The following is a 21175-nucleotide window of genomic DNA, read 5'->3' on the forward strand; positions in this document are numbered from 1 at the left end:
GTGGCAACCATAGCGCAGCGCCAGCCCAGCTTCGGGGCGCTCGTCGCCTCGCTGCCGCTGATTTCGATATTGGGCATGATCTTCCTCTGGTATGCCCGCCCTGACGCGGAAAATATGGCGCTCCATGCCGAAGCGACCTTCTGGTATGTGCTTCCATCTCTTCCAATGTTCCTCCTGATTCCGGTGATGCTGCGCAATGGTGTCGGCTTCTGGCTGTCGCTGGCAGCGGGATGCCTGCTTACGCTCAGTCTCTATCTGATCATGGCTTTTGTCGGTCGCCGCATGGGGCTACCGATTTAATATGATCATTCTCGGCCTTGATCCGGGTCTCGGTACCACCGGCTGGGGTGTGATCGTGGCCGACGGCAATCGCCTGTCCCACATCGCCAACGGCCAGATCAAGACCGACACCAAAATGTCCTTGGCCAGCCGCTTGCTGAAGCTTGACCTCGAACTGACTGATCTGCTGCTCGAATATAAGCCGGATGGCGCGGCGGTCGAGGAAGTCTATGTCAACAGCAACCCGCAGAGCACGCTGAAACTGGGTCAGGCGCGCGGCGTGGTGCTGCTTGGTGCTTCCCGGACGGGAATCGAAGTCGGCGAATATTCGGCGCGGACGGTGAAGAAATCCGTGGTCGGCGTCGGCAACGCCGACAAGGAACAGGTGCAGGCGATGCTGAAGATCCTGCTGCCCGGGGTAAAGCTGGCCGGTGCCGATGCCGCCGATGCGCTGGCCGTGGCGATCACCCACGCGCATCACCGGAAGAGATAGGCTGGTAAAGCGCCGTTCGTCCTGAGCCTGTCGAAGGACCTTGAAGCGTGCAAATTCGTACTTCGACAAGCTCAGCACGAACGGAACTGGACTTGTGCCGCCCTTGCATTAATACACAGATATGATCGCAAAACTCACCGGCACCATCGACGAAATCGGCACCGATAATATCGTGCTCGACGTGCAGGGCGTCGGCTATCTGGTTTTCTGCTCGTCTCGGACCATCGGTGCGATTGGCGGCAAGGGCGATGGGGCGACCATCTATACCGAAATGCAGGTCAGCGAGACCGACATGCGCCTGATGGGCTTTGCCAGCGGCTCGGAGCGCGACTGGTTCCGCTTGCTGATCTCGGTGCAGGGTGTCGGCGGCAAGGTGGCGCTGGCGATCCTGTCGGCGCTGGAACCGGGCGAGATTTCGCGGGCCGTGGCGACGGGCGACAAGGCAATGGTCACGCGGGCAAACGGGGTTGGTCCGAAACTGGCGCTGCGGATCGTCAATGAGCTGAAAGACAAGGTCGGCGGCATTGTTACCGATCCGGTTGTCGGCGCCGGCGGCGTGGTCCACGCGCCCTCGAGCAACAGCGCCGATGCGGTCAGCGCGCTGCAGAATCTGGGCTTCAAACCGGCAGAAGCCAGCGCGGCGGTGGCGGCAGCAGATGCCGAAGCCGGCGATGGCGCGACGCTGGATGCGTTGGTCAGGCTGGCGCTGAAGAAGGCGGCGCGGTGAAGCGGAAACTAAATTTTGTTGTTATGGGCCTAGCATTGATGGGATCATCCGCTGCGCACGCAGCAGACGATATCTGCAAGAAAATCGCTATATTTGAAAGCACGGTTTTTGATGGAACTGAAAACCCCGAAGGCCGCCGTTGGATAGAGCTGCAATGGCGCGGGGTCTGGTTGGTTGATTGGGGATTCGACTGCTCAAATTCCGGAGACGAAGTGGCTAAGGATCTTTGCAGTTGGCTGGTAAATGGAAATGTATCATTCGAATTTCAATCTATGCTCCCGCGCAGAATATTGCAGTGTTATGGTCATGAATTTCCGCCCAATGTTTCGTGGCGAGAATGGAATAGCGAGATTGATCTGTGGCGTTCTGATCGCTTGTCCATACTGGAAATAAAATTTGGAGACACTCAACCTGGTAATGGAGCAATACGTTTTTCGACCTTTGCTGATAACAAAGATGATGTGTTGGCTGAGCTTCCACCAGTTGGAAGACCGACACCAACCACTGTAATGCCGACGCCTATTGCTCGAGAAGTTGAGATTATTTTTGAGAATGGCGATAAAGAATGAACGATCCTGAAGACCGCCTTCAATCACCCGACCGAAAGCCGGAAGACATCGACGCGGCCCTGCGCCCGAAGACGCTCGACGAATTTATCGGGCAGGAAGCGGCGCGCGGCAATTTGCGAGTGTTTATCGAGGCGGCCAAGGGGCGTAGCGAGGCGCTCGATCATGTGTTGTTCTTTGGCCCTCCCGGATTGGGCAAGACCACGCTGGCGCAAATTATTGCACGCGAACTGGGCGTTGGCTTTCGCGCTACTTCGGGGCCCGTCATCGCCAAGTCCGGCGATCTTGCAGCGCTGCTGACCAATCTCGAAGAAGGCGATGTTCTGTTTATCGACGAGATTCACCGGCTCAATCCGGTGGTCGAGGAAGTGCTATATCCGGCGATGGAAGACCGCGCGCTTGATCTGATTATCGGCGAAGGCCCGTCGGCGCGCAGCGTGCGGATTGATCTGCCTGCCTTCACCCTGATCGGGGCGACCACGCGCCAGGGACTGCTGACCACGCCTTTGCGCGACCGTTTCGGCATACCGGTACGGCTCAATTTCTATACCACCGAGGAACTGGAAAAGGTCGTTCATCGCGCTGCGCGACTGCTGGATCTCGATATTGCGCCCGATGGTGCCACCGAAGTGGCCCGTCGCGCACGGGGTACGCCGCGGATCGCCGGGCGCCTGCTCCGCCGGGTGCGGGATTTTGCCAATGTCGCGGGCACGAGACTGGTCGACCGAGAAATTGCCGACGCATCTCTAACCCGGCTGGAAGTCGACAGCATCGGCCTCGACGCGATGGACCGGCGTTATCTCTTCATGATTGCGGACGTCTATAAAGGCGGTCCGGTTGGTGTGGAAACGCTGGCGGCAGGTCTGTCAGAACCGCGGGACACGGTGGAAGAGGTGATCGAGCCTTATCTGATTCAGCTCGGCCTGATCGCGCGGACAGCGCGAGGCCGGACGCTCAATGATCGCGGGTGGCAGCATCTCGGGCTGACGCCACCTGCGGGGAAAGAAGTAGGCGGCGAGCTGTTTGATTGAGCCTGCCCTCTCCCTGAAGGGGAGAGGGAATTCTTGATAAATCTACCCGCGTTGCGATCAGTCGCGTAGCAATTCATTGATACCGGTTTTGGACCGGGTTTGCGCATCGACGGTCTTGACGATCACGGCGCAATAGAGCGATGGCCCTGGCACGCCGTCGATATTCACTCTCGGTGGCATTGTGCCTGGCACTACGACCGAATAAGGCGGCACTTCGCCGATCCAGATCTTGCCGGTGACCCGGTCGACAATCTTGGTCGAGGCGCCGAGATAGACACCCATGGAAAGCACCGCGCCTTCGCCGACGCGGACGCCTTCAGCGACTTCGGCACGGGCGCCGATGAAGGCGCCGTCCTCGATGATCACCGGATCGGCCTGCAAGGGTTCCAGCACGCCGCCAATGCCGGCTCCGCCTGAGATATGGACATTCTTACCGATTTGCGCGCAGCTGCCGACCGTTGCCCAGCCGTCGATCATCGATCCTTCATCGACAAAAGCGCCGATGTTGACAAAGCTTGGCATCAGAACGACACCTTTACCGATAAACGCGCCCTGACGGACGACCGAGCCGGGCACCGAGCGGAAACCCGCCTCGCGGAACCGGTTCTCGCCCCAGCCGGAAAACTTGCTCGGAACCTTGTCCCAGTGATTGGCGCCGCCGGGGCCTTCGATCAGCATATTGTCATTGAGCCGGAAGGAAAGCAGCACCGCTTTCTTCAGCCACTGGTTGACCACCCATGCGCCGTCTTTTTTCTCGGCGACCCGCGCGGTGCCGTTGTCGAGCATGGCAAGGGCCTGATTGACCGCATCGCGCTCTGGTCCCTGCGAGGTCAGGCTCAAGGATTCGCGCTTGTCCCAGGCGGCGTCGATTACAGTCTGCAATGCTGCGGTCATGATAAAATTTCTTCCTTCACATGGTGGAGGCCGGTCACCCAGCTTTCCAGATCGGTAATTTCGTGGTCAATATAGTCAGGATCATGTTCCCGGCCAGCCCATTCGGCGCCGGTGTTGATCCATACGGTGGTCATGCCCAATATCTTGGCTGGACGCAAATTGCGCGCCGTATCTTCGACAAACAGAGCGCGGGCCGGGTCGATCCCGGTCGCGGCGATCATGCTGTGATAGGCGGCGGTCTGGGGCTTGGGGATGAGGCCGGTATCGAGGATATCGTGCATCTGATGAAACAGGTCATCCAGCCCGCGCTTTTTCAACACCCGGTCGGCATAAGGCCGGTCGGCATTGGTGAAGACCAGCTTCTCGCCCGGCAAAGCGGCAATCGCAGCGCGCACCAGAGGCGCAGGCGACAGGCGATCCATATCAATATCATGGACGAAATCGAGGAAGTCGGCAGGGTCGGTGCCATGATGGTGCATCAAGCCGGCCAGCGTGGTGCCATGGTCGTGGAAAAAGCCCTTCTGGATTTTCCGGGCCTCGACCAGATCACAATCCAGCGCCCGGGCGATATATTCGCCCATTTTGACATCGATTAGCGCGAACAGATCACAGGATGCCGGATAAAGCACATTGTCGAGATCAAAAATCCAGTGATCTATATGAGATAGTTCCGGTGGCATGGCGCAATCGCCTAAAGATCGTTCCCGACAATCACAAGCGGCAATATTAGGTTAGGCCCGCGCTCCCGCATCCTCGACATTGGTGCTGTTGTGACGCAGCGCCTTGAGCACCGTGTCGACAATGCCATCGGCATCCAGCCCGGCTTCGGCATATTGTACGTCCGGCTTGTCCTGATCCTGGAAAATATCGGGCAGCCGCATGGTGCGGATTTTCAGTCCCGCATCGGTCAGGCCGTTGTCCGAAGCATAGGTCAAAACATGTGCGCCCAAGCCGCCGACCGAGGCTTCCTCGACCGTGACCGCGACTTCATGCGTGGTTAGCAATTTGCGGATCAGTTCTTCATCCAGTGGTTTGGCGAAGCGGAGGTCGGCGACGGTGGTGCTGAGCCCTTTGGCCTCGAGCCGCTCTGCTGCCTTCTTGGCTTCTTCGAGGCGTGCGCCGAGCGAGAGGATCGCGACCTTGGTGCCTTGTTTGACGATCCGGCCCTTGCCGATTTCCAGCTTTTCTAGAACATCCGGGATCGGAACGCCGGTGCCATTGCCCCGCGGATAACGAAAGGCAATCGGCCCGTCGTCATATTCCGCCGCCGTATATGTCATATGCGCCAGCTCGGCCTCATCGGCCGCGGCCATGACGACGAAATTGGGCAATGTCGCCAGATAGGTGACATCGAATGAGCCGGCGTGGGTGCTGCCATCGGCGCCGACTAGTCCGGCCCGGTCGATCGCAAAACGAACGGGGAGATTCTGGATCGCCACATCATGGACGACCTGGTCATAAGCGCGTTGCAGGAAGGTCGAATAGATCGCGCAAAAAGGCCGCATGCCCTGAGCGGCGAGGCCGGCAGCAAAGGTTACGCCATGTTGCTCGGCAATGCCGACATCAAAAGCCTTGTCGGGATGGGCCTTGGCAAATCTGTCAACGCCGGTGCCCGAAGGCATGGCTGCGGTAATCGCGCAGATACGCGGGTCGCTGTCGGCCAGCTTGGCGAGGGTCTCGCCGAAAACATTTTGATAGGCAGGCGGTCCGCCACCCGGCCCCTTGTTTTGCTTGCCGGAAACCACGTCAAACTGGGCGACGCCATGATATTTGTCAGCGGCTTCTTCGGCGAATTTATAGCCTTTGCCCTTTTCGGTGACGACATGGATTAGGCAGGGGCCTTCTCCGGCATCGCGGACATTTTCGAGGACCGGGATCAGATGCTCGAGATTGTGGCCGTCGATCGGGCCGACATAATAGAAACCCAGTTCCTCGAACAAGGTCCCGCCCATGGTCATGCCGCGGGCATATTCGTCGGTCTTGCGCGCCGCATCGTAGAGGCCCTTGGGCAGCTTGCGGGCGATACGCCGTGCCAGCTGGCGGACGCCCAGAAATTCGCGGGAAGATACGATCCGGGCCAGATAGGCCGAAAGCCCACCGACAGGCGGTGCGATCGACATGTCATTGTCGTTGAGGATGACAACCAGCCGGTTGCCCGCCGCTTCGGCATTGTTCATCGCTTCATATGCCATGCCGGCGCTCATCGCACCGTCGCCGATGACCGCAATGCCGCGGCCGGGCTTGTTGTTTAACTTGTTGGCAATCGCAAAGCCGAGCGCAGCGCTGATCGACGTCGAACTATGCGCCGCGCCAAAGGGATCATATTCGCTTTCCGACCGTTTGGTGAAGCCTGAGAGGCCACCACCTTGTCGCAGGGTACGGATGCGGTCGCGGCGACCGGTGATGATCTTGTGCGGATAGCATTGATGGCCGACATCCCAGATCAACCGGTCTTCCGGCGTGTTGAAAACATAATGGATCGCAGTGGTCAGCTCGACCACGCCCAGACCGGCGCCCAAATGGCCGCCGGTGGTCGACACCGTGTCGATCACTTCGGCGCGCAGCTCGTCGGCGAATTGACGGAGTTGATTGGGCTTTAACTTACGCAAATCTGCTGGATAGGAGACATCATCCAGCAATGGTGTATTCGAAACTGGCATATTCACTCCCTGATTGGTCCCAGCTTTAACGGCATCGCGGTGGTCTGTCGAACTTTCAGCAGACTGTCTGTGAACCTTTGCTGATAGACGAGATCTATTAGCTGCATTTCTGGCAAATGCCGCGCACCTCGATCACCGGGCGGATGGAGTTAAATCCCTGACTTTTCGCGACCGTGCGTACTTGCTGGGACAGAGGGTCGTCGTCGATATGCGTGGCCTCGCCGCAGGTGTCGCAGACAAGGAATATGCAATCATGCGCGCAGCCGGGATGGCTGTTGGCCAGATAAGCATTGGCGCTTTCGACCCGCATCGCTAGATTGTTCGTCACGAACAGGTCGAGAATTCGGTACACGCTATTCGGAGCGACGCGTTTGCCCCGTGCGGTAGAAACTAGCTCGGCTATATCATATGCGGAGGCCGGGCGGGAGAAACCCGCCAGCGCGTCAAAAATTGCGGCCCTTGTATCGGTCCATTTCTCGCCGGACTTTTCCAGATTGGCACGCGCGGCATCTGCTAGAGAATCGCCGTGATGCTCATGATGATCATGTTTTCCCATAGGGATAATTTAGGGATGTTTCGCCGGAAGGGCAATGGGGTGCAGTTTAATGGGTGGCGCGGTAGTTTAGATCATGTGCCAACGCAAGAACACCCACGCCGAGCATGGTGTAGAGAACTTCTGCTCCGTTATGGCCATTCTCGTGACCCAGGGAGATTGCTCCGATCATCATGCCCAGGCCTAAGCCGCCTATTGCTGCTGGCATCATATAGCCGTGGTCCAGAACACCGCGGCCGAGAGTAAACAGGCCAAGCGCGATTGCGATACCAAGCCCGATTTCATGAACCAGCGGATCGAGCAGCATGCCGCCCGCCGAGGAGAGGATGGCAACAATAGCGATGGTCGAGACGCAGTGGACAAGGCAGAGGCCGGACACCAGCACGGCCAGACGATCCCACAGGCCATCCCTGATCAAAAGACCATCTTTGTTCCACAATTTTGCTGCCGTAAACACGACTCACTGTCTCACTTGTTGATTGCGTAGGACGGATATAAGGAAAAACGTGTTAAGATACAACATAACATTTTTGAATTTTCGGGCTTTTTGTAGCTGGGGTCGCCGTTTCCGGTTGTCAGGCCCTGGTTTTGATCCCAAATAGCGACCAATGACGGATCAGAGCACCTTGAAACAGCCCGAAAATATCGCAACCACTCGCCCGATAGCCATCGCCAACTGGCTCTATTCGGTCGCATTTCTGGTATTCATCATGGTCGTGGTTGGCGGCATCACGCGGCTGACCGAATCGGGATTGTCGATAACCGAGTGGAAGCCGGTGACCGGAGCGCTGCCGCCGCTCAGCGAAGCGGACTGGTTGTCGGAATTCGCAAAATATAAGCAGATTCCCGAATATCTCGAAATTAGCGGTCCGGCCGGCATGACGCTTGCGGATTTCAAATTCATCTATTTCTGGGAATGGGTTCACCGTCTGCTCGGCCGGGTGATCGGATTGGCTTTTGCGCTGCCGCTGCTCTGGTTCGCGATCAAGCGGGCGATACCGTCCGGCTATGGCTGGCGGTTGCTGGCTCTGCTCGCATTGGGCGGATTACAAGGTACGATTGGCTGGTGGATGGTGAGCTCGGGTCTGAGTGAACGGACGGATGTCAGTCATTTCCGGTTGGCGGTGCATTTGCTCACCGCGCTGTTCATCCTCGGTGGTCTGGTCTGGACTGCGCTCGACCTGCGCCAATTGGCCTCGGGCAATACAAGGCCGGCGCGGATGACGGGCCTCGGCTTGTCGGTGGTGGCAGTTCTATTCATTCAATTGCTGTTCGGTGCTTATACGGCGGGATTGAATGCCGGCTATGTATCCAACACATGGCCGCTGATGAACGATTATTTTTTCCCTGGTGGAGTCGGCTGGGATAGCGGCATCTGGGCAGCGCTCAATAATGATCCCTATCTGGTGCATTTCATCCACCGCTGGTGGGCCTGGGTAGCGGTGGGCTTTCTGGTCATACTGGCGCGGAAGGTGCGACTCATTGATCGCAGGGCTTCAGTCGCGATCCACATCGCTTTCGGTACCCAGATGTTGTTGGGGATCGCAACCGTGATGACCGGTATCGATATCCATCTTGCGGTACTTCACCAGGCGGTCGGTGCGCTGGTCGTCGCTTCGACGATATGGGGCGTCCATCTGATCGGCCGCGAATCACGGTGACCGGTTCACTATCGCTAATCTATTCGACCTTCGGGTCCGAGGAGGAAGCGCGAGATGTGGCGAAGACATTATTGCTGGAAAAGCTGATCGCCTGCGCCAATCACTTTCCAGCGATATTGTCGCAATATGAATATCAGGGGAAGTTCCACGAGGACCGCGAGTTTCCGGTACTGTTCAAAACCGCACCGGAACTGGTAAAACCGGCCGGGGAGCGCTTATTGGGTCTGCATAGTTTTGACACGCCTGCGGTTCTCCACTGGCAGGTCGAGGCTTCGAATCCGGGCTATGAAAAATGGCTGCTAGGCCAGTTGATAAAACCTCCTAGGTAATATTATACCCGCTGGCAAAGCCCTGCTTTTGCTTGACTTGCCGTAAAAACAACGCCAATAGCGCCGCAGTCGGCCGGATCATCGCGTCCGGCTTTTATTATTTCTAAATCAAATCATTCTCCCAGAAGGAGCAAACCCCATGAAGGGTATCACCAAACAGACCCAGTCGGCGAAGCCTGCTGATGTCGTAAAAAATTGGCATATCGTTGATGCCACAGATCTGGTCGTTGGCCGGGTTTCGTCAATCATTGCCAACATCCTGCGTGGCAAGCACAAGCCAACCTACACCCCGCATGTTGATTGCGGCGATCACGTCATCGTGATCAACGCTGAAAAGGTGAAGTTCACCGGCAACAAGACCAAACAGAAAACCTATTACAAGCACTCCGGCTATCCCGGCGGCATCAGCGGTACCACCGCGGAAAAGATCCTCGAAGGTCGTTTCCCCGAGCGTATCATTGAAAAAGCTGTCGAGCGGATGATTCCTAAAGGCCCGCTTGGTTTCGCCCAGATGCGTGCGTTGCACGTCTTTGCTGGTACTGAGCATCCGTATAACGGCCAGAACCCGGTGGCGCTCGACGTCGCTTCGATGAACCGTAAGAATAAGGTGGGCTCATAATGTCTGACGTAAAAACCGATCTCGCTGATCTAAAAGATATCGCTGGCCCGGCCGTGGTTGATGCACCTGTTGCTGCAGACGCTGAAGCAGAAGCTGTAGTTGTTGAGCCACCCGTTTCGACCATGCCTTTGCGCGAGCAAGAGCTGGACAAATTCGGACGTGCTTATGCGACCGGTCGTCGTAAAGACGCGGTTGCCCGCGTATGGCTCAAGCCTGGCAAAGGCAAGATTACGGTCAATGGCCGCGATCAGGAAACCTATTTTGCACGCCCGACCCTGCGTCTGGTTCTCAATCAGGTTTTCGCAATCACCGAGCGCGAAGGTCAATATGATGTTGACGTGACCGTCAAAGGTGGCGGACTTTCGGGACAGGCTGGCGCGGTCAAGCACGGCATCTCGCAAGCATTGACCAAATATGAGCCAGCTCTGCGGTCAGCTGTCAAAGCCGAAGGCTTTCTTACCCGTGATAGCCGTAAGGTTGAACGTAAGAAATATGGTAAGGCAAAAGCGCGTAAGAGCTTCCAGTTCTCCAAGCGTTAAGCGATACCAAATTGAAATTCGAAAAGGCGGCCTGCGGGTCGCCTTTTTTTTACCAATTTTATGGAGTGCGAGGTTTTTGCGTCCGCGCCCGGGGTTGGATAATCGCAGCTCTGCTCGAGACGAACAGGATGACAGTAGTCAGTATCGCCGAGATCAGCATCACCCACGCAGCGCCGATTGTTCCGAAGGTTGGCAGAAAAACCACCAGTAGCCCGCCAAGCGCGACCAGTCCGGCGACCCGGGCGACAAGCGCGTTGCGCGCGCGCCCGGCTGCCTGAAGCATGGGCTCCAGTCCGAGCCCGGCAAGACTGATAATCGTCGCAGCACCGAGCAGCAGCAATATCGGGAAAGCGGCGAGATATTCGGGGCCGGATATGAGGGCAATCATATATTTGCCCAGCAACAGCAATCCAAGGAACAGCACCGCGCCGCTGATCGCCGAGACCCGCAGCGATCGCCAGAACAATCCGCGCAATTCCCGTGACTGGCCGATGGCAAACAGTCGCGACAGTTCCGCAAACAGCGGCCGCGCAAAAACTTCCGAGAGGCGGTTGAGGCTATTGGCGATCTGGTCGGCCAGTCGGAACAGGCCGGCTGCCGCCGGTCCGACGAAAAAGCCGACAATGACGACCACCAGTCGCTCGCGCACAACATTGACCAGATAGGCGAGATTGGTGAACAGCAGAAATGCCAGAAATTCCTTTCGGCCCGGCGGTTCGGCGGCCACGGTCAAGACGGGCAGCGGTGTTGTGTCACCGCGGCGCCACACCATCACCCACATCACCACGAAGCTGATAAATTCCGACAGCCCCCAGACAATTAGAAATCCGGTCATCGACGGTAGGGTCAGAAACAGCACCAACGCGCCGACGAAACGGACGATGGGAATGATGGCATCACCAAAGGCATTGCCACGATAGCGGTCCTGCGCACGCAAAATGCCGATCGGCGTCGAGCGGACCGACAGAAATATGATCACGCCATAGCCCATGATCGCTTGCACAACCGGACCGGACCAGTTGAATTGCGATGCGCCAAAGGGCAGCATCAGCCACAAGGCAGCGCAGGCAGCGATGCCGCCGAGCAATTCGATCCAGAAACTCTGCCACGATAGTTTTCGGAACTTCCGTTCCTGACCGGCCAGCAGATAAGGCACGCCAAACTGCACAACCGCCTGCCAGGTCTGAAGTTTCAATATCGCGGCGAGCACCTGAACCGCGCCGACAATCACCATGAATTCGCCAAAGCCAGCAACGCCCAGCGTCCGGGTCAATATGGCGAGATAGAAGATGCTCAGTATCGCGCCGACCCCTTTGGCGGAAAACAGCCAGCTGCTGTTGCGAAATACGCGGACGAGAGAATCCTCGCTGCGGGACCATTTGGTTAGCAAATTGCGCGGCACAGTTTCAACTTTTCCCATATATTATCGGGCGGATGAGCCTCTCTTTATCGCATAATCCAGCTTTTTCTATCACTCTCTTCTCAGGTCGATTCCCGAAACGGCTGCTGCGACAGTCTCGAGGAATGAATATTGGGAATTTTGGGGTGGCTTGCCGGACGGCTGGTGCTAGCAAGGCAGGATGATCCAAGATAACCGCACCGCTGACATCGCACATTTCGTCACCCATCTGGAATGTTCCAAAACCGGAGACCATTTGCCTTCCGGCACCGTGCATAACCTGTCGCCTGCGGGCGCACCGATTTTGGTTCGTTATGATCTAGACGCGGTGGCCGCGCAACTGACCAAGGAAAAGCTCGCGAGCAGGCCTGCGGATCTCTGGCGCTACCGCGAACTTTTACCCGTCGCCAGCGCCGCCAATATTGTCTCGCTGGGCGAGGATATGACGCCTCTAATCGCTCTCGACACTTCCCTCGGCTCCAATGTGATCGTCAAAGATGAAGGTCGTTTGCCAACCGGCTCCTTCAAGGCGCGCGGTCTGGTCATGGCGGTTTCGATGGCCAAGGAACTAGGGCTGAAACGACTCGCCATGCCAACCAACGGCAATGCCGGGGCCGCTATGGCCGCTTATGCCCGGCGCGCCGGTATGGAAGCCTTTGTCTTCTGTCCCGATGACACGCCCGAGGTAAATGTTCGCGAGATTGCCCTGCAAGGCGGCAAGGTCTGGCGGGTGAACGGCCTGATCAATGACTGCGGCAAGATTGTTGCCGATGGCGAAGCAGAAATGGGCTGGTTCAATCTCTCGACCCTGAAAGAGCCCTACCGGATCGAAGGCAAGAAGACGATGGGACTGGAGCTGGTCGAACAGCTGGGCTGGGAAATGCCGGATGTGATTTTCTATCCGACCGGCGGTGGCACCGGGCTGATCGGCATGTGGAAGGCCTTTAACGAACTTGAAGCGATCGGATTCATCGGATCCCGCAGGCCGCGGATGGTCGCGGTGCAGGCTACCGGGTGCGCGCCGATTGTCGATGCTTGGGAGAAAGGACTGGATCACGCGCCATTGTGGGAAAATGCACATACGGTAGCCGCTGGTATCCGCGTTCCGGTGGCGATTGGCGACTTTCTGATATTGCAGGCGGTGCGCGAATCCGGTGGTTTCGCGATAGCGGTCGAGGATGAAGCTATCATCGCGGCGCAGCAAAGGATCGGGCAGGACGATGGGTTGTTGCTCTGCCCCGAGGGCGCGGCTACCGCTGCTGCCTATCTGAAAGCGCTGGAGGATGGTCTCATCAGCAAGTCTGATCGCGCAATACTGTTTAATTGCGGCAATGGTCTCAAATATCCCATGCCCGCTGCCGATGCTGCGTTGGACCGGCATCACCCGATCGACTGGAGCGCCATTGCCAGCGCCTGATCGGCTGGTTAAGGCTTAGCACATGAAATGGCTTGTCATAATCTCTGTATTGCTGCTGGCCTGCGCCGGGCTCGGCTGGTGGTTTTTCTCGCAACCAGGACCGAAACAGCTCGATCTTGCCAATAATATCATGCCCGGCGACAGCAATGCGAAGCTGTTGGTCGAGAACCAGATCTACGATCAGGAGCTGGGTCTGGGACTCAATATCTGGACCCCGAAAAACGCCACGACCGAACGGCTTCCGGTTATCGTCTTCATCTACGGCGGCGGCTGGCGAGACGGCGCCAAGGATCATTATGCTTTCACCGGCAGAGCGCTGGCCAGTCGTGGGTATATTGTGGTTCTGCCGGATTACCGGCTGTTCCCCAAAACTCGTTTTCCCGGCTTTCTTGAAGACAGCGCCAAGGCGCTTGCCTGGGTTCATGACAATATTGGCGAACATGGCGGCGATAGCGGGCGGATATTCCTCTCCGGTCAATCCGCGGGCGCTTATAATGTGATGATGCTTGCGCTCGACCGGCAATGGCTGGGGCGCGAAGGCAAGTCGCCGGATCTGATCCGGGGTGTGGCAGCGCTGGCCGGACCCTATGATTTCTACCCGTTTGATTCTGAAACCACGAAGCAGAGCTTTGGCGAATTTCATACACCCGAGATGACCCAGCCCGTCAATTTTGTTCGGCCCGATGCGCCGCCTTTGTGGCTGTCCAGCGGTAATAATGACACTCAGGTCAAGCCCCGCAACAGCAAGATTCTGCGCGACAAAATCCTCGAGGCGGGAGGCGATGCCGAATATGTCGAATATCCCGATATTGATCATCTCGAGATCATGATGGCACTGGCCAAGCCGTTTCGCCACAAGGCGCCGGTGCTCGATGACATGGTAGCCTTTTTTGAGCGCCACAAGTGATTGCATGATTTGAAAGCCGTGGCGCAGTTTTTGCAGTGCAAAACGGTTGAGATAGTGGCATTTTTTGGTTATGCCGATCCGCAGAACAAGGGAATCCGATAGACATGGCCACTTTCACGCTCCCCAAGAATAGCAAGATTCGCAAGACGGGCGAGTTGCATCAGGCGCTGACCGGCGGAAAGAAACGGCCGTTCAAAGTCTATCGCTATGACCCTGACAAGGGCGAGAATCCGCGCTACGACACGTTTGAAATTGATACCGACGAATGCGGGCCGATGGTGCTCGACGCGCTGATCAAGATGAAGTCAGAGCAGGACGCGACTCTGACCTTCCGCCGCTCTTGCCGTGAAGGCATTTGCGGGTCCTGCGCGATGAATATCAACGGCAAAAATGGGCTGGCCTGCACCACCGCGATCGAAGATTGCGGAAACAAGGTCACCATCACCCCACTGCCGCATATGGAGGTGATCAAGGATCTGGTTCCCGACTTCACCCATTTCTATGCGCAATATGCCTCGATCGAGCCGTGGCTCAAAACCGTCACGCCGACGCCATCGGGCAAGGAGCGGCTGCAGTCGCCAGAAGACCGGGGCAAACTGGATGGGCTCTATGAGTGCATTCTCTGCGCCTGTTGCCAGACCAGCTGCCCGAGCTATTGGTGGAACAGCGACAAGTTTCTTGGCCCCGCCATCCTGTTGCAGGCCTATCGCTGGCTCGCTGACAGCCGTGATGAAATGACCGGTGAGCGGCTCGACGAACTGGAAGATCCGTTCCGGCTCTATCGCTGCCACACGATCATGAACTGTGCAAACGCCTGTCCCAAGGGCCTGTCCCCGGCTAAGGCAATTGCCGAGATCAAGAAGATGACCGCCGCGCGCGCAGTTTGAACCGCTGGAAGGCTGTTCATGACTGAAGCGGAGCGTAATTTCGACATCAGCGATCCCGATCCTGACTATCCGGGTTGGAGCACATGGGTGCTGAACGATCCGGATTGCTTCAATAGCTTTCTCGGAAAATTGATCGTCCGGCGTGGCGGCAATGGGCTAGGCGATGATATCGCTCGCATCCGGATGTTCCCCGAAAGACGGCACCGCAATCTTGGCGATGTTGTCCATGGTGGAACGATGATGGGTTTTATCGATTGTTCGCTGTTTGCAGCGATGCGGGTGCTCGAGCTGGGACCATCCGGCTTTGCCGTGACCCTGGAATTGCAGACCCATTTTATCGGTGCGGCACGAATGACTGAGCCGCTCGAAGCGCAAGTAGAGATCACCCGCGAAACCGGGCGTTTCCTGTTCATGCGCGGGCTGGTTGTGCAGGGCGAGGATGGCCAGGACAATATGGCTTCCTTCACCGCAATCGTGAAAAAAGCTCCCCGCCAGAAAACAGATTCGCAATGAGCGCATTCTATCAGCGCTATCAGGCGCTGATAGCGCAAGGCGAACTCAAGCATGATGCCGATCAGGATCATTGTGCCAAACAGCTCGCCCGGTTGCAGAAGGAACTGGAAGCCGTGCCGCCTCGGGGCAGCATCTTGTGGCGCGCCTTTGGCAAGAAACCTGCTTCGCCCAAGGGCATTTACATGTGGGGCGGGGTCGGACGCGGCAAGTCTATGCTGATGGACCTATTCTACAATAATCTCGACATCCGCCGGAAGAAACGCGCCCATTTTCATGAGTTCATGCTCGACGTTCACGCTCGACTCAATGTCGAACGCAAGAAAGAGCTAGGCGATCCGGTGATCCCGGTGGCGAAGGCTTTGGCCAGCGAGGCACGATTCCTCGCTTTTGACGAGATGGTGGTCAACAATAGCGCCGATGCGATGATCATGTCGCGACTGTTTACCGGGCTGGTCGAGGCGGGGGTGACGATCGTCACCACGTCCAATCGGCCGCCCGACGATCTGTATAAGGATGGTCTCAACCGCGAGCATTTTCTGCCGTTTATCGAACTGCTCAAAACGAGGCTTGATGTAGTTTCGCTCAACGGACCCACCGATTACCGGCGCGAGCGTCTGGGCGATGTCGATCTCTGGCATGTGCCCAATGGCGAAGCCGCAACAAAGGCGCTTAGCGAAGCCTTTTTCCGCCTGACTGACTATCCGCCGGAGGATCGCGAACATGTGCCGTCGGCGGAGATAGAGGTGCAGGGCGGCCGGATGCTGACCGTGCCGAAGTCTCTCAAGGGAGTCGGGGTATTCTCGTTCAAACGGCTATGCGCGGAAGCGCGCGGGGCTCAGGATTATCTTGCGATCGCGCGCCATTATCACAGTGTCATCATCGTCGGGATACCGGTGCTCTCCAAGGACAATCGCAACGAGGCTGCGCGCTTTGTGACGCTGATCGACGCGCTCTACGAATATCGAGTGAAGCTGTTGGCCAGCGCCGATGCGGAACCCGATGCGCTATACCCGGCTGGAGACGGCAGTTTTGAATTTGAACGGACTGCATCTCGATTGATTGAAATGCAATCGGATGATTATCTTGCGTTGGGACATGGAGCCGCCGTCTAGAGCAGGCTTAAACTGTCCAGATCGATTGCCATTTGAGCCGGCCTTTCTGCCATCGCGGCGAACATCCGGTCGCCGCGATCGGTTTGCTGGACGTGGAGCGACGCGTTGATCGCCATGATGAATCCGGAAAAGGCGTGGCGGCGGTAGTCGGTCCAGAATTGATCAAAATCAGGCCCATCGAATCGGAGAGCAAGATAGGCCCGGACCAGGCTTTCTTCATGATCGCGCCGGATCGCCGGATCGGCAAAGCTGGTTCCGATCAGATAGGCAACGTCATTGGCCGGATTGCCAAGCGAGCAGGTTTGCCAGTCGACCAGAGCTGCTATCCGGCCATCATCGTGAAACAAAATATTGTCGAGCCGCATATCGCCGTGGGTGATCGCCTGCTGCTTTGGGGGATGGGCGATATAGCTGCCGATCCGGTCGACCAACTGCTGGCCGAGGTCCAGTATATCTGGTGACAGCAAAGCCGAGAATCTTTCGCGAAACAGCGGGTAACCGGCGGACAGACTATTCTCCAGAAACTGGGCATTGCCCTCGCCATGATGGAGCCATGGCAGATTTTCAAAACCGGCGGCCGGCTTGAAACTGTGAAGCGCAGCTGCTTCGGCCAGCGATGATTCTACCTGAAGCAGCGATGCTCCGGCCAATTGATCACCCTGCGACGCGGGCGCCATGTCTTCGAGCAGCAGCACAAATTCCTGCTCATTTTCGGCAATGTCAGCGTGATAGGATTTGGGGCAGAGCGCGTTGCAATGGTCCGCTACATCCCGATACCAGCCGACCTCCATATCATAGAGATGGAAGATCGCGGCGGCACCCCGGCTCACCGGATCGGCGCTGGGACATTTGGCGATGAACGTCGCAGGATGGCTGCCGTCCGTCCAGTCACAGGTGAAGCGATAGCTGTCGCAGACCTGGCCGGTGCCGACCGGTTCGTGGGTAAGGGATGTGAGTGACCCGGAAACCGCGCCGAACACTTGCTCGACAAATGCGGTTTCGAATTCTTCCGGTCGCACGGGGAAGCGGCCGCTCATGCTGCGGGGTCCATCAGGCCGGTGAGGCCGCTGGTCGCGTGGGGGCCGATGAACAGTTGCTCGACCACGCCGATTCCATAATATTCCGTGCCATCAACGGTGAGCATTGTATCGCTGAGCGCCTGGATATGGATGGTGGTCATGTCTATCGCGGGAGCGGGATCCAGGGTGATGACATCATGCCCGACCTCGAGATCGCCATGATCCATCCCGTGGCCCCAGACCGGATGGAGATAGCCGAGGCCGGACATATAGAATGTCCGAGCGGCATCGCCTGTTCTCGGGGTGATCGATAGAGATCCGTTGCCGGTTTCGAGCTGGACCTGTTTGATCCTGCGGGAGCCGCTGTGATAGCTGAGATCGATAGCCTTGGGTTCGAACTCGGTTGCTGCGCTTGTTATCGCATCCACTACGCCGCGACGATTCCACGGTTCGCCTTCGCCGTCATCATTGCTGTGAAAGAAGCAGGCATGCTGATCAAAGTTTAGCGGTGTCCAGAGCCACCAGAATTGCGGCAAAGCACGGGCTGGCGGTGGCTGTGACTCCGAGGCGCCAATCGGCCTGATGCCCCAGCTGCGGTCGCGGGTACCACGGCAATTGCCGATATCTAGGTCCTGACCATCGACGGTGATCGTGCCTGACCAGTCGCCGTTCTGGGTCATTCTGGTATAGTCCATCATCAAACGCGGGCCGTCGCGGCGGATGAAGCGGGGTTCCTCGATCGGCTGGTGGCGGGCGGTGAAGATGATGTCGGCGGTGATCGCGCTGTCATTGCCAGCCACCGTCAGGCGAAGCTGCTGCAGCGGTTCGACAATCGTGATGGTGATCGGTCCGACGGTCAGGTCGAGCCGCTCGCTGGACATTCTCTTCGAAGCGCGCAGATTATGTTGCTTGCCGTCAATCGAGACACAAAAGGCGGCGTCCATGATGTCGAGCTGGGGGTAGACACCGAGCGCGGCGGCGAAGAAGATATTGCCGTCGGGCGAATAGCCATTGAAGAAATAACGGTCGTAGAAGTTACGGTTTCCGCCCGATAGCGCCATTGGTTCCGGCGTCTGGTGCAGCGGATAGTCATCGCCTTTTGTCAGCATAAATTCTCTCCCAAGAATCCCACAATGCCATTTCAATTTCACTTTGCAACGCAAAAGATTGGAAGATTTGGAAGCATGTTTTCCGTTTCACCGTCATCCTGAACTTGTTTCAGGACCTCGGGAGAGGGAACGCCGTTGAAGGTCCTGAAACAGGTTCAGGATGACGAGACGATAGCTTCATTATTGCTATTGCGAACCAATTGCAAAGATAGAGAGTAAAATGGTGCTATATGCGGTTGAATTTGTCTTAATAGGGGCCTAATCCGGTCGTTAATATCCTTTTTGACTCTATTCTATCAGGAGAATTTCCCACATGGCCCGTAACAAGATTGCGCTGATCGGCGCAGGCATGATCGGCGGCACGCTCGCCCACCTCGCAGCTTCCAAGGAAATGGGCGATGTCGTCCTGTTTGATATTGCCGAAGGCATGCCAGCCGGTAAAGCGCTCGACCTCAGCCAGGCAGCTCCGGTCGACGGGTTCGACTCCAATCTCAAGGGCACCAATGATTATGCCGATATCGCCGGCTCTGATGTGATCATCGTGACCGCAGGTATCGCGCGCAAGCCCGGCATGAGCCGCGATGACCTGATCGGCATCAACCTGAAAGTGATGAAGGCGGTCGGCGAAGGCATTGCCGCCAACGCACCGGATGCTTTTGTTATCTGCATCACCAACCCGCTCGACGCGATGGTCTGGGCCTTGCGCGAATTTTCCGGACTGCCGCACAACATGGTGGTCGGCATGGCAGGCGTTTTGGACAGCGCCCGCTTCCGTCATTTCCTTGCTGACGAATTCAACGTCTCGGTCGAAGATGTAACCGCCTTCGTTCTCGGCGGCCACGGCGATACGATGGTTCCGGTTCCCGCCTATTCGACAGTCGCCGGTATCCCGATCCCCGATCTGATCAAGATGGGCTGGACCACACAGGATAAAATCGACGCGATCGTTGACCGCACACGCAAGGGCGGCGGCGAAATTGTTGGTCTGCTCGGCAATGGCTCGGCTTATTATGCGCCGGCAACCAGCGCGATCATGATGGCGGAAAGCTTCCTGAAAGATAAGCGCCGCGTGCTTCCTGCCGCGGCCCATCTGACTGGCCAATATGGCGTTGACGATCTTTATGTCGGCGTACCGGTCATCATCGGCAAAAACGGCGTCGAGAAGATCATCGAAATCGAACTGAGCGAAGAAGCACAGGGCAATTTCAACGTGTCGGTCGACGCGGTGAAGGAATTGCTGGCAGCTTGTAAGGCATTGGATAGCTCACTGGCCTAAGGGCAAATATGATCCCGGCGAAAGCCGGAATCTTTTGCTACAACGCGGCGCGCTGGGAAAAATTCCAGCTTTAGCTGGAATGACGAGAAAGTAGTTTTATGAGCATCCTAATCGACAAGAATACCAAGGTCATCACCCAGGGCATGACCGGTAATACCGGTACGTTCCACACGGAACAGGCTTTGGCTTATGGCACGCAGATGGTTGCGGGCGTGACGCCGGGCAAGGGCGGCACGACCCATATCGGTCTGCCCAACTATAACACTGTGGCCGAAGCGAAAGAGGCAACCGGCGCGACCGCTTCTGTTGTTTATGTTCCACCGCCATTTGCGGCTGACTCGATCCTCGAAGCGATTGACGCCGAGATCGAACTGATCGTTGCGATTACCGAGGGCGTTCCCGTTCTCGACATGGTTCGCGTCAAGCGCGCGTTGCAAGGCAGCAAGTCGCGCCTGATCGGTCCTAACTGCCCCGGCGTCTTGACCCCGGGCGAATGCAAGATAGGCATCATGCCCGGCAGCATCTTCATGAAGGGCTCGGTCGGCGTGGTCTCGCGCTCCGGTACGCTGACATATGAAGCCGTGCACCAGACCACAGCGGTTGGCCTCGGCCAGACCACGGCGGTCGGCATTGGCGGTGATCCGGTCAACGGCACCAACTTCATCGACGTGCTGGAATTGTTCCTTGCCGACGACGAAACCAAGTCGATCATCATGATCGGCGAAATCGGCGGCAGCGCGGAAGAAGAAGCGGCGCAATTCCTGGCTGACGAAGCGAAGAAGGGCCGTTCGAAACCGACTGTTGGTTTCATCGCCGGCCTCACGGCTCCTCCGGGTCGCCGCATGGGCCATGCTGGCGCAATTGTTTCCGGCGGCAAGGGCGGCGCGGAAGACAAGATCGCTGCGATGGAAGCAGCGGGTATCCGCGTGTCACCTTCGCCGAGCGAACTGGGCACGACGCTTGATGCGATGCTGAAAGAGCTGGTCTAGATTACTGGGCCCTCTGCGCAAGCAGAGGGCCACCCTCCCCCAAGGAAATGATCATGGGTTTTGAAGGTCAAGAGTTTCTCCAATCCGAAAAAGAAGCAGGCCCTAGCTGGCAGCGCAAGCATTGGCCGATCGATGATGCCGATGAACTGAATAGTGCGCTCGATCCGACCCAAATGGCGATCGAGATCAAGGCCTC

The 21175-nt window shown here is 57.3% G+C and carries 24 protein-coding genes; 16 read left to right on the top strand and 8 right to left on the bottom strand.

Going from position 1 to position 21175, the window contains the following annotated elements; all coding sequences use genetic code 11:
• The 5 genes from V7680_RS11050 to ruvB form a co-directional block, all read left to right on the top strand.
• Window positions 1-300, top strand: a 300-nt coding sequence (locus V7680_RS11050; RefSeq protein WP_335653330.1) for a DUF3147 family protein, incomplete at its 5' end; no start/stop codon positions are given.
• A 1-nt stretch (window position 301) separates the two neighbouring features.
• Entirely contained in the window at window positions 302-772 is a 471-nt protein-coding gene (ruvC, locus tag V7680_RS11055) for a crossover junction endodeoxyribonuclease RuvC (protein WP_335653331.1), read from the top strand.
• Window positions 773-893: 121 nt separating this feature from the next.
• Window positions 894-1499, top strand: coding sequence for a Holliday junction branch migration protein RuvA (ruvA, locus tag V7680_RS11060; protein ID WP_335653332.1), 606 nt, complete (start codon window positions 894-896; stop codon window positions 1497-1499).
• Window positions 1496-2068, top strand: coding sequence for a hypothetical protein (locus tag V7680_RS11065; protein ID WP_335653333.1), 573 nt, complete (start codon window positions 1496-1498; stop codon window positions 2066-2068). The genes ruvA and V7680_RS11065 overlap by 4 nt, the downstream gene beginning before the upstream one ends.
• Window positions 2065-3096, top strand: coding sequence for a Holliday junction branch migration DNA helicase RuvB (ruvB, locus tag V7680_RS11070; protein ID WP_335653334.1), 1032 nt, complete (start codon window positions 2065-2067; stop codon window positions 3094-3096). Before V7680_RS11065 ends, ruvB begins: the two co-directional genes overlap by 4 nt.
• A gap of 57 nt (window positions 3097-3153) precedes the next feature.
• Here ruvB and dapD read toward each other — a convergent pair whose 3' ends face one another.
• The 5 genes from dapD to V7680_RS11095 all read right to left on the bottom strand — a co-directional run bounded on the left by dapD (window position 3154) and on the right by V7680_RS11095 (window position 7642).
• On the bottom strand, window positions 3154-3990 hold the full coding sequence (gene dapD / locus V7680_RS11075) for a 2,3,4,5-tetrahydropyridine-2,6-dicarboxylate N-succinyltransferase (RefSeq protein WP_335653335.1): 837 nt from the start codon (window positions 3988-3990) through the stop codon (window positions 3154-3156).
• Window positions 3987-4670 carry a pyrimidine 5'-nucleotidase gene (locus V7680_RS11080; protein ID WP_335653336.1) on the bottom strand — a complete coding sequence of 228 codons (684 nt, stop codon included), beginning with the start codon at window positions 4668-4670 and terminating at the stop codon, window positions 3987-3989. Before V7680_RS11080 ends, dapD begins: the two co-directional genes overlap by 4 nt.
• Before the next feature lie 51 nt (window positions 4671-4721).
• Window positions 4722-6650 carry a 1-deoxy-D-xylulose-5-phosphate synthase gene (gene dxs / locus V7680_RS11085; RefSeq protein ID WP_335653337.1) on the bottom strand — a complete coding sequence of 643 codons (1929 nt, stop codon included), beginning with the start codon at window positions 6648-6650 and terminating at the stop codon, window positions 4722-4724.
• Window positions 6651-6747: 97 nt separating this feature from the next.
• Entirely contained in the window at window positions 6748-7206 is a 459-nt protein-coding gene (locus V7680_RS11090) for a Fur family transcriptional regulator (RefSeq protein WP_335653338.1), read from the bottom strand.
• 46 nt (window positions 7207-7252) lie between these two features.
• Complete coding sequence (locus V7680_RS11095; RefSeq protein WP_335653339.1) at window positions 7253-7642, bottom strand: MerC domain-containing protein; 390 nt, start codon at window positions 7640-7642, stop codon at window positions 7253-7255.
• Between the two features lie 169 nt (window positions 7643-7811).
• Between V7680_RS11095 and V7680_RS11100 the strand changes: the two genes are divergently transcribed.
• The 4 genes from V7680_RS11100 (at window position 7812) to rpsI (ending at window position 10351) form a co-directional block, all read left to right on the top strand.
• Window positions 7812-8864, top strand: a complete 1053-nt coding sequence (locus V7680_RS11100; protein WP_335653340.1) for a COX15/CtaA family protein — start codon at window positions 7812-7814, stop codon at window positions 8862-8864.
• Window positions 8861-9193 (top strand): divalent-cation tolerance protein CutA, encoded by a 333-nt coding sequence (cutA, locus tag V7680_RS11105; protein ID WP_335653341.1) that lies wholly within the window; start codon window positions 8861-8863, stop codon window positions 9191-9193. The genes V7680_RS11100 and cutA overlap by 4 nt, the downstream gene beginning before the upstream one ends.
• Window positions 9194-9332: 139 nt before the next feature.
• Window positions 9333-9812: a 50S ribosomal protein L13 gene (gene rplM / locus V7680_RS11110; RefSeq protein ID WP_335653342.1), complete on the top strand. Its 480-nt coding sequence runs from the start codon at window positions 9333-9335 to the stop codon at window positions 9810-9812.
• Window positions 9812-10351 (top strand): 30S ribosomal protein S9, encoded by a 540-nt coding sequence (gene rpsI, locus V7680_RS11115; protein ID WP_335653343.1) that lies wholly within the window; start codon window positions 9812-9814, stop codon window positions 10349-10351. The genes rplM and rpsI overlap by 1 nt, the downstream gene beginning before the upstream one ends.
• Window positions 10352-10409: 58 nt before the next feature.
• Here rpsI and V7680_RS11120 read toward each other — a convergent pair whose 3' ends face one another.
• The gene (locus V7680_RS11120) at window positions 10410-11771 is read right to left on the bottom strand and encodes a lipopolysaccharide biosynthesis protein (RefSeq protein WP_335653344.1); all 1362 of its coding nucleotides are present in this window, start codon (window positions 11769-11771) and stop codon (window positions 10410-10412) included.
• A 160-nt stretch (window positions 11772-11931) separates the two neighbouring features.
• Here V7680_RS11120 and V7680_RS11125 point away from each other — a divergent pair, with 160 nt between their 5' ends.
• The 5 genes from V7680_RS11125 (at window position 11932) to zapE (ending at window position 16586) form a co-directional block, all read left to right on the top strand.
• Window positions 11932-13167, top strand: coding sequence for a threonine synthase (locus V7680_RS11125; protein WP_335653345.1), 1236 nt, complete (start codon window positions 11932-11934; stop codon window positions 13165-13167).
• 22 nt (window positions 13168-13189) lie between these two features.
• A complete protein-coding gene (locus V7680_RS11130; RefSeq protein ID WP_335653346.1) occupies window positions 13190-14074 on the top strand; it encodes an alpha/beta hydrolase in 885 nt (294 codons plus the stop codon).
• 104 nt (window positions 14075-14178) lie between these two features.
• The gene (locus V7680_RS11135; RefSeq protein ID WP_335653347.1) at window positions 14179-14961 is read left to right on the top strand and encodes a succinate dehydrogenase iron-sulfur subunit; all 783 of its coding nucleotides are present in this window, start codon (window positions 14179-14181) and stop codon (window positions 14959-14961) included.
• 18 nt (window positions 14962-14979) lie between these two features.
• Window positions 14980-15474 carry a PaaI family thioesterase gene (locus V7680_RS11140; RefSeq protein ID WP_335653348.1) on the top strand — a complete coding sequence of 165 codons (495 nt, stop codon included), beginning with the start codon at window positions 14980-14982 and terminating at the stop codon, window positions 15472-15474.
• Window positions 15471-16586, top strand: coding sequence for a cell division protein ZapE (gene zapE, locus V7680_RS11145; protein WP_335653349.1), 1116 nt, complete (start codon window positions 15471-15473; stop codon window positions 16584-16586). Before V7680_RS11140 ends, zapE begins: the two co-directional genes overlap by 4 nt.
• On the opposite strand, the gene V7680_RS11150 is transcribed toward zapE, so the two are convergent.
• Complete coding sequence (locus V7680_RS11150) at window positions 16583-17623, bottom strand: phosphotransferase (RefSeq protein ID WP_335653350.1); 1041 nt, start codon at window positions 17621-17623, stop codon at window positions 16583-16585. The genes zapE and V7680_RS11150 overlap by 4 nt on opposite strands.
• Complete coding sequence (locus V7680_RS11155) at window positions 17620-18714, bottom strand: hypothetical protein (RefSeq protein ID WP_335653351.1); 1095 nt, start codon at window positions 18712-18714, stop codon at window positions 17620-17622. The genes V7680_RS11150 and V7680_RS11155 overlap by 4 nt, the downstream gene beginning before the upstream one ends.
• A gap of 313 nt (window positions 18715-19027) precedes the next feature.
• On the opposite strand from V7680_RS11155, the gene mdh reads away from it, so the two are divergent.
• Both mdh and sucD read left to right on the top strand, forming a co-directional pair.
• Entirely contained in the window at window positions 19028-19990 is a 963-nt protein-coding gene (gene mdh / locus V7680_RS11160) for a malate dehydrogenase (protein ID WP_335653352.1), read from the top strand.
• Window positions 19991-20088: 98 nt separating this feature from the next.
• Window positions 20089-20979, top strand: a complete 891-nt coding sequence (gene sucD, locus V7680_RS11165) for a succinate--CoA ligase subunit alpha (protein ID WP_335653353.1) — start codon at window positions 20089-20091, stop codon at window positions 20977-20979.
• Window positions 20980-21175: the final 196 nt, after the last annotated feature.

It is taken from the genome of Parasphingorhabdus sp., assembly GCF_036963705.1.
Classification (GTDB): domain Bacteria; phylum Pseudomonadota; class Alphaproteobacteria; order Sphingomonadales; family Sphingomonadaceae; genus Parasphingorhabdus.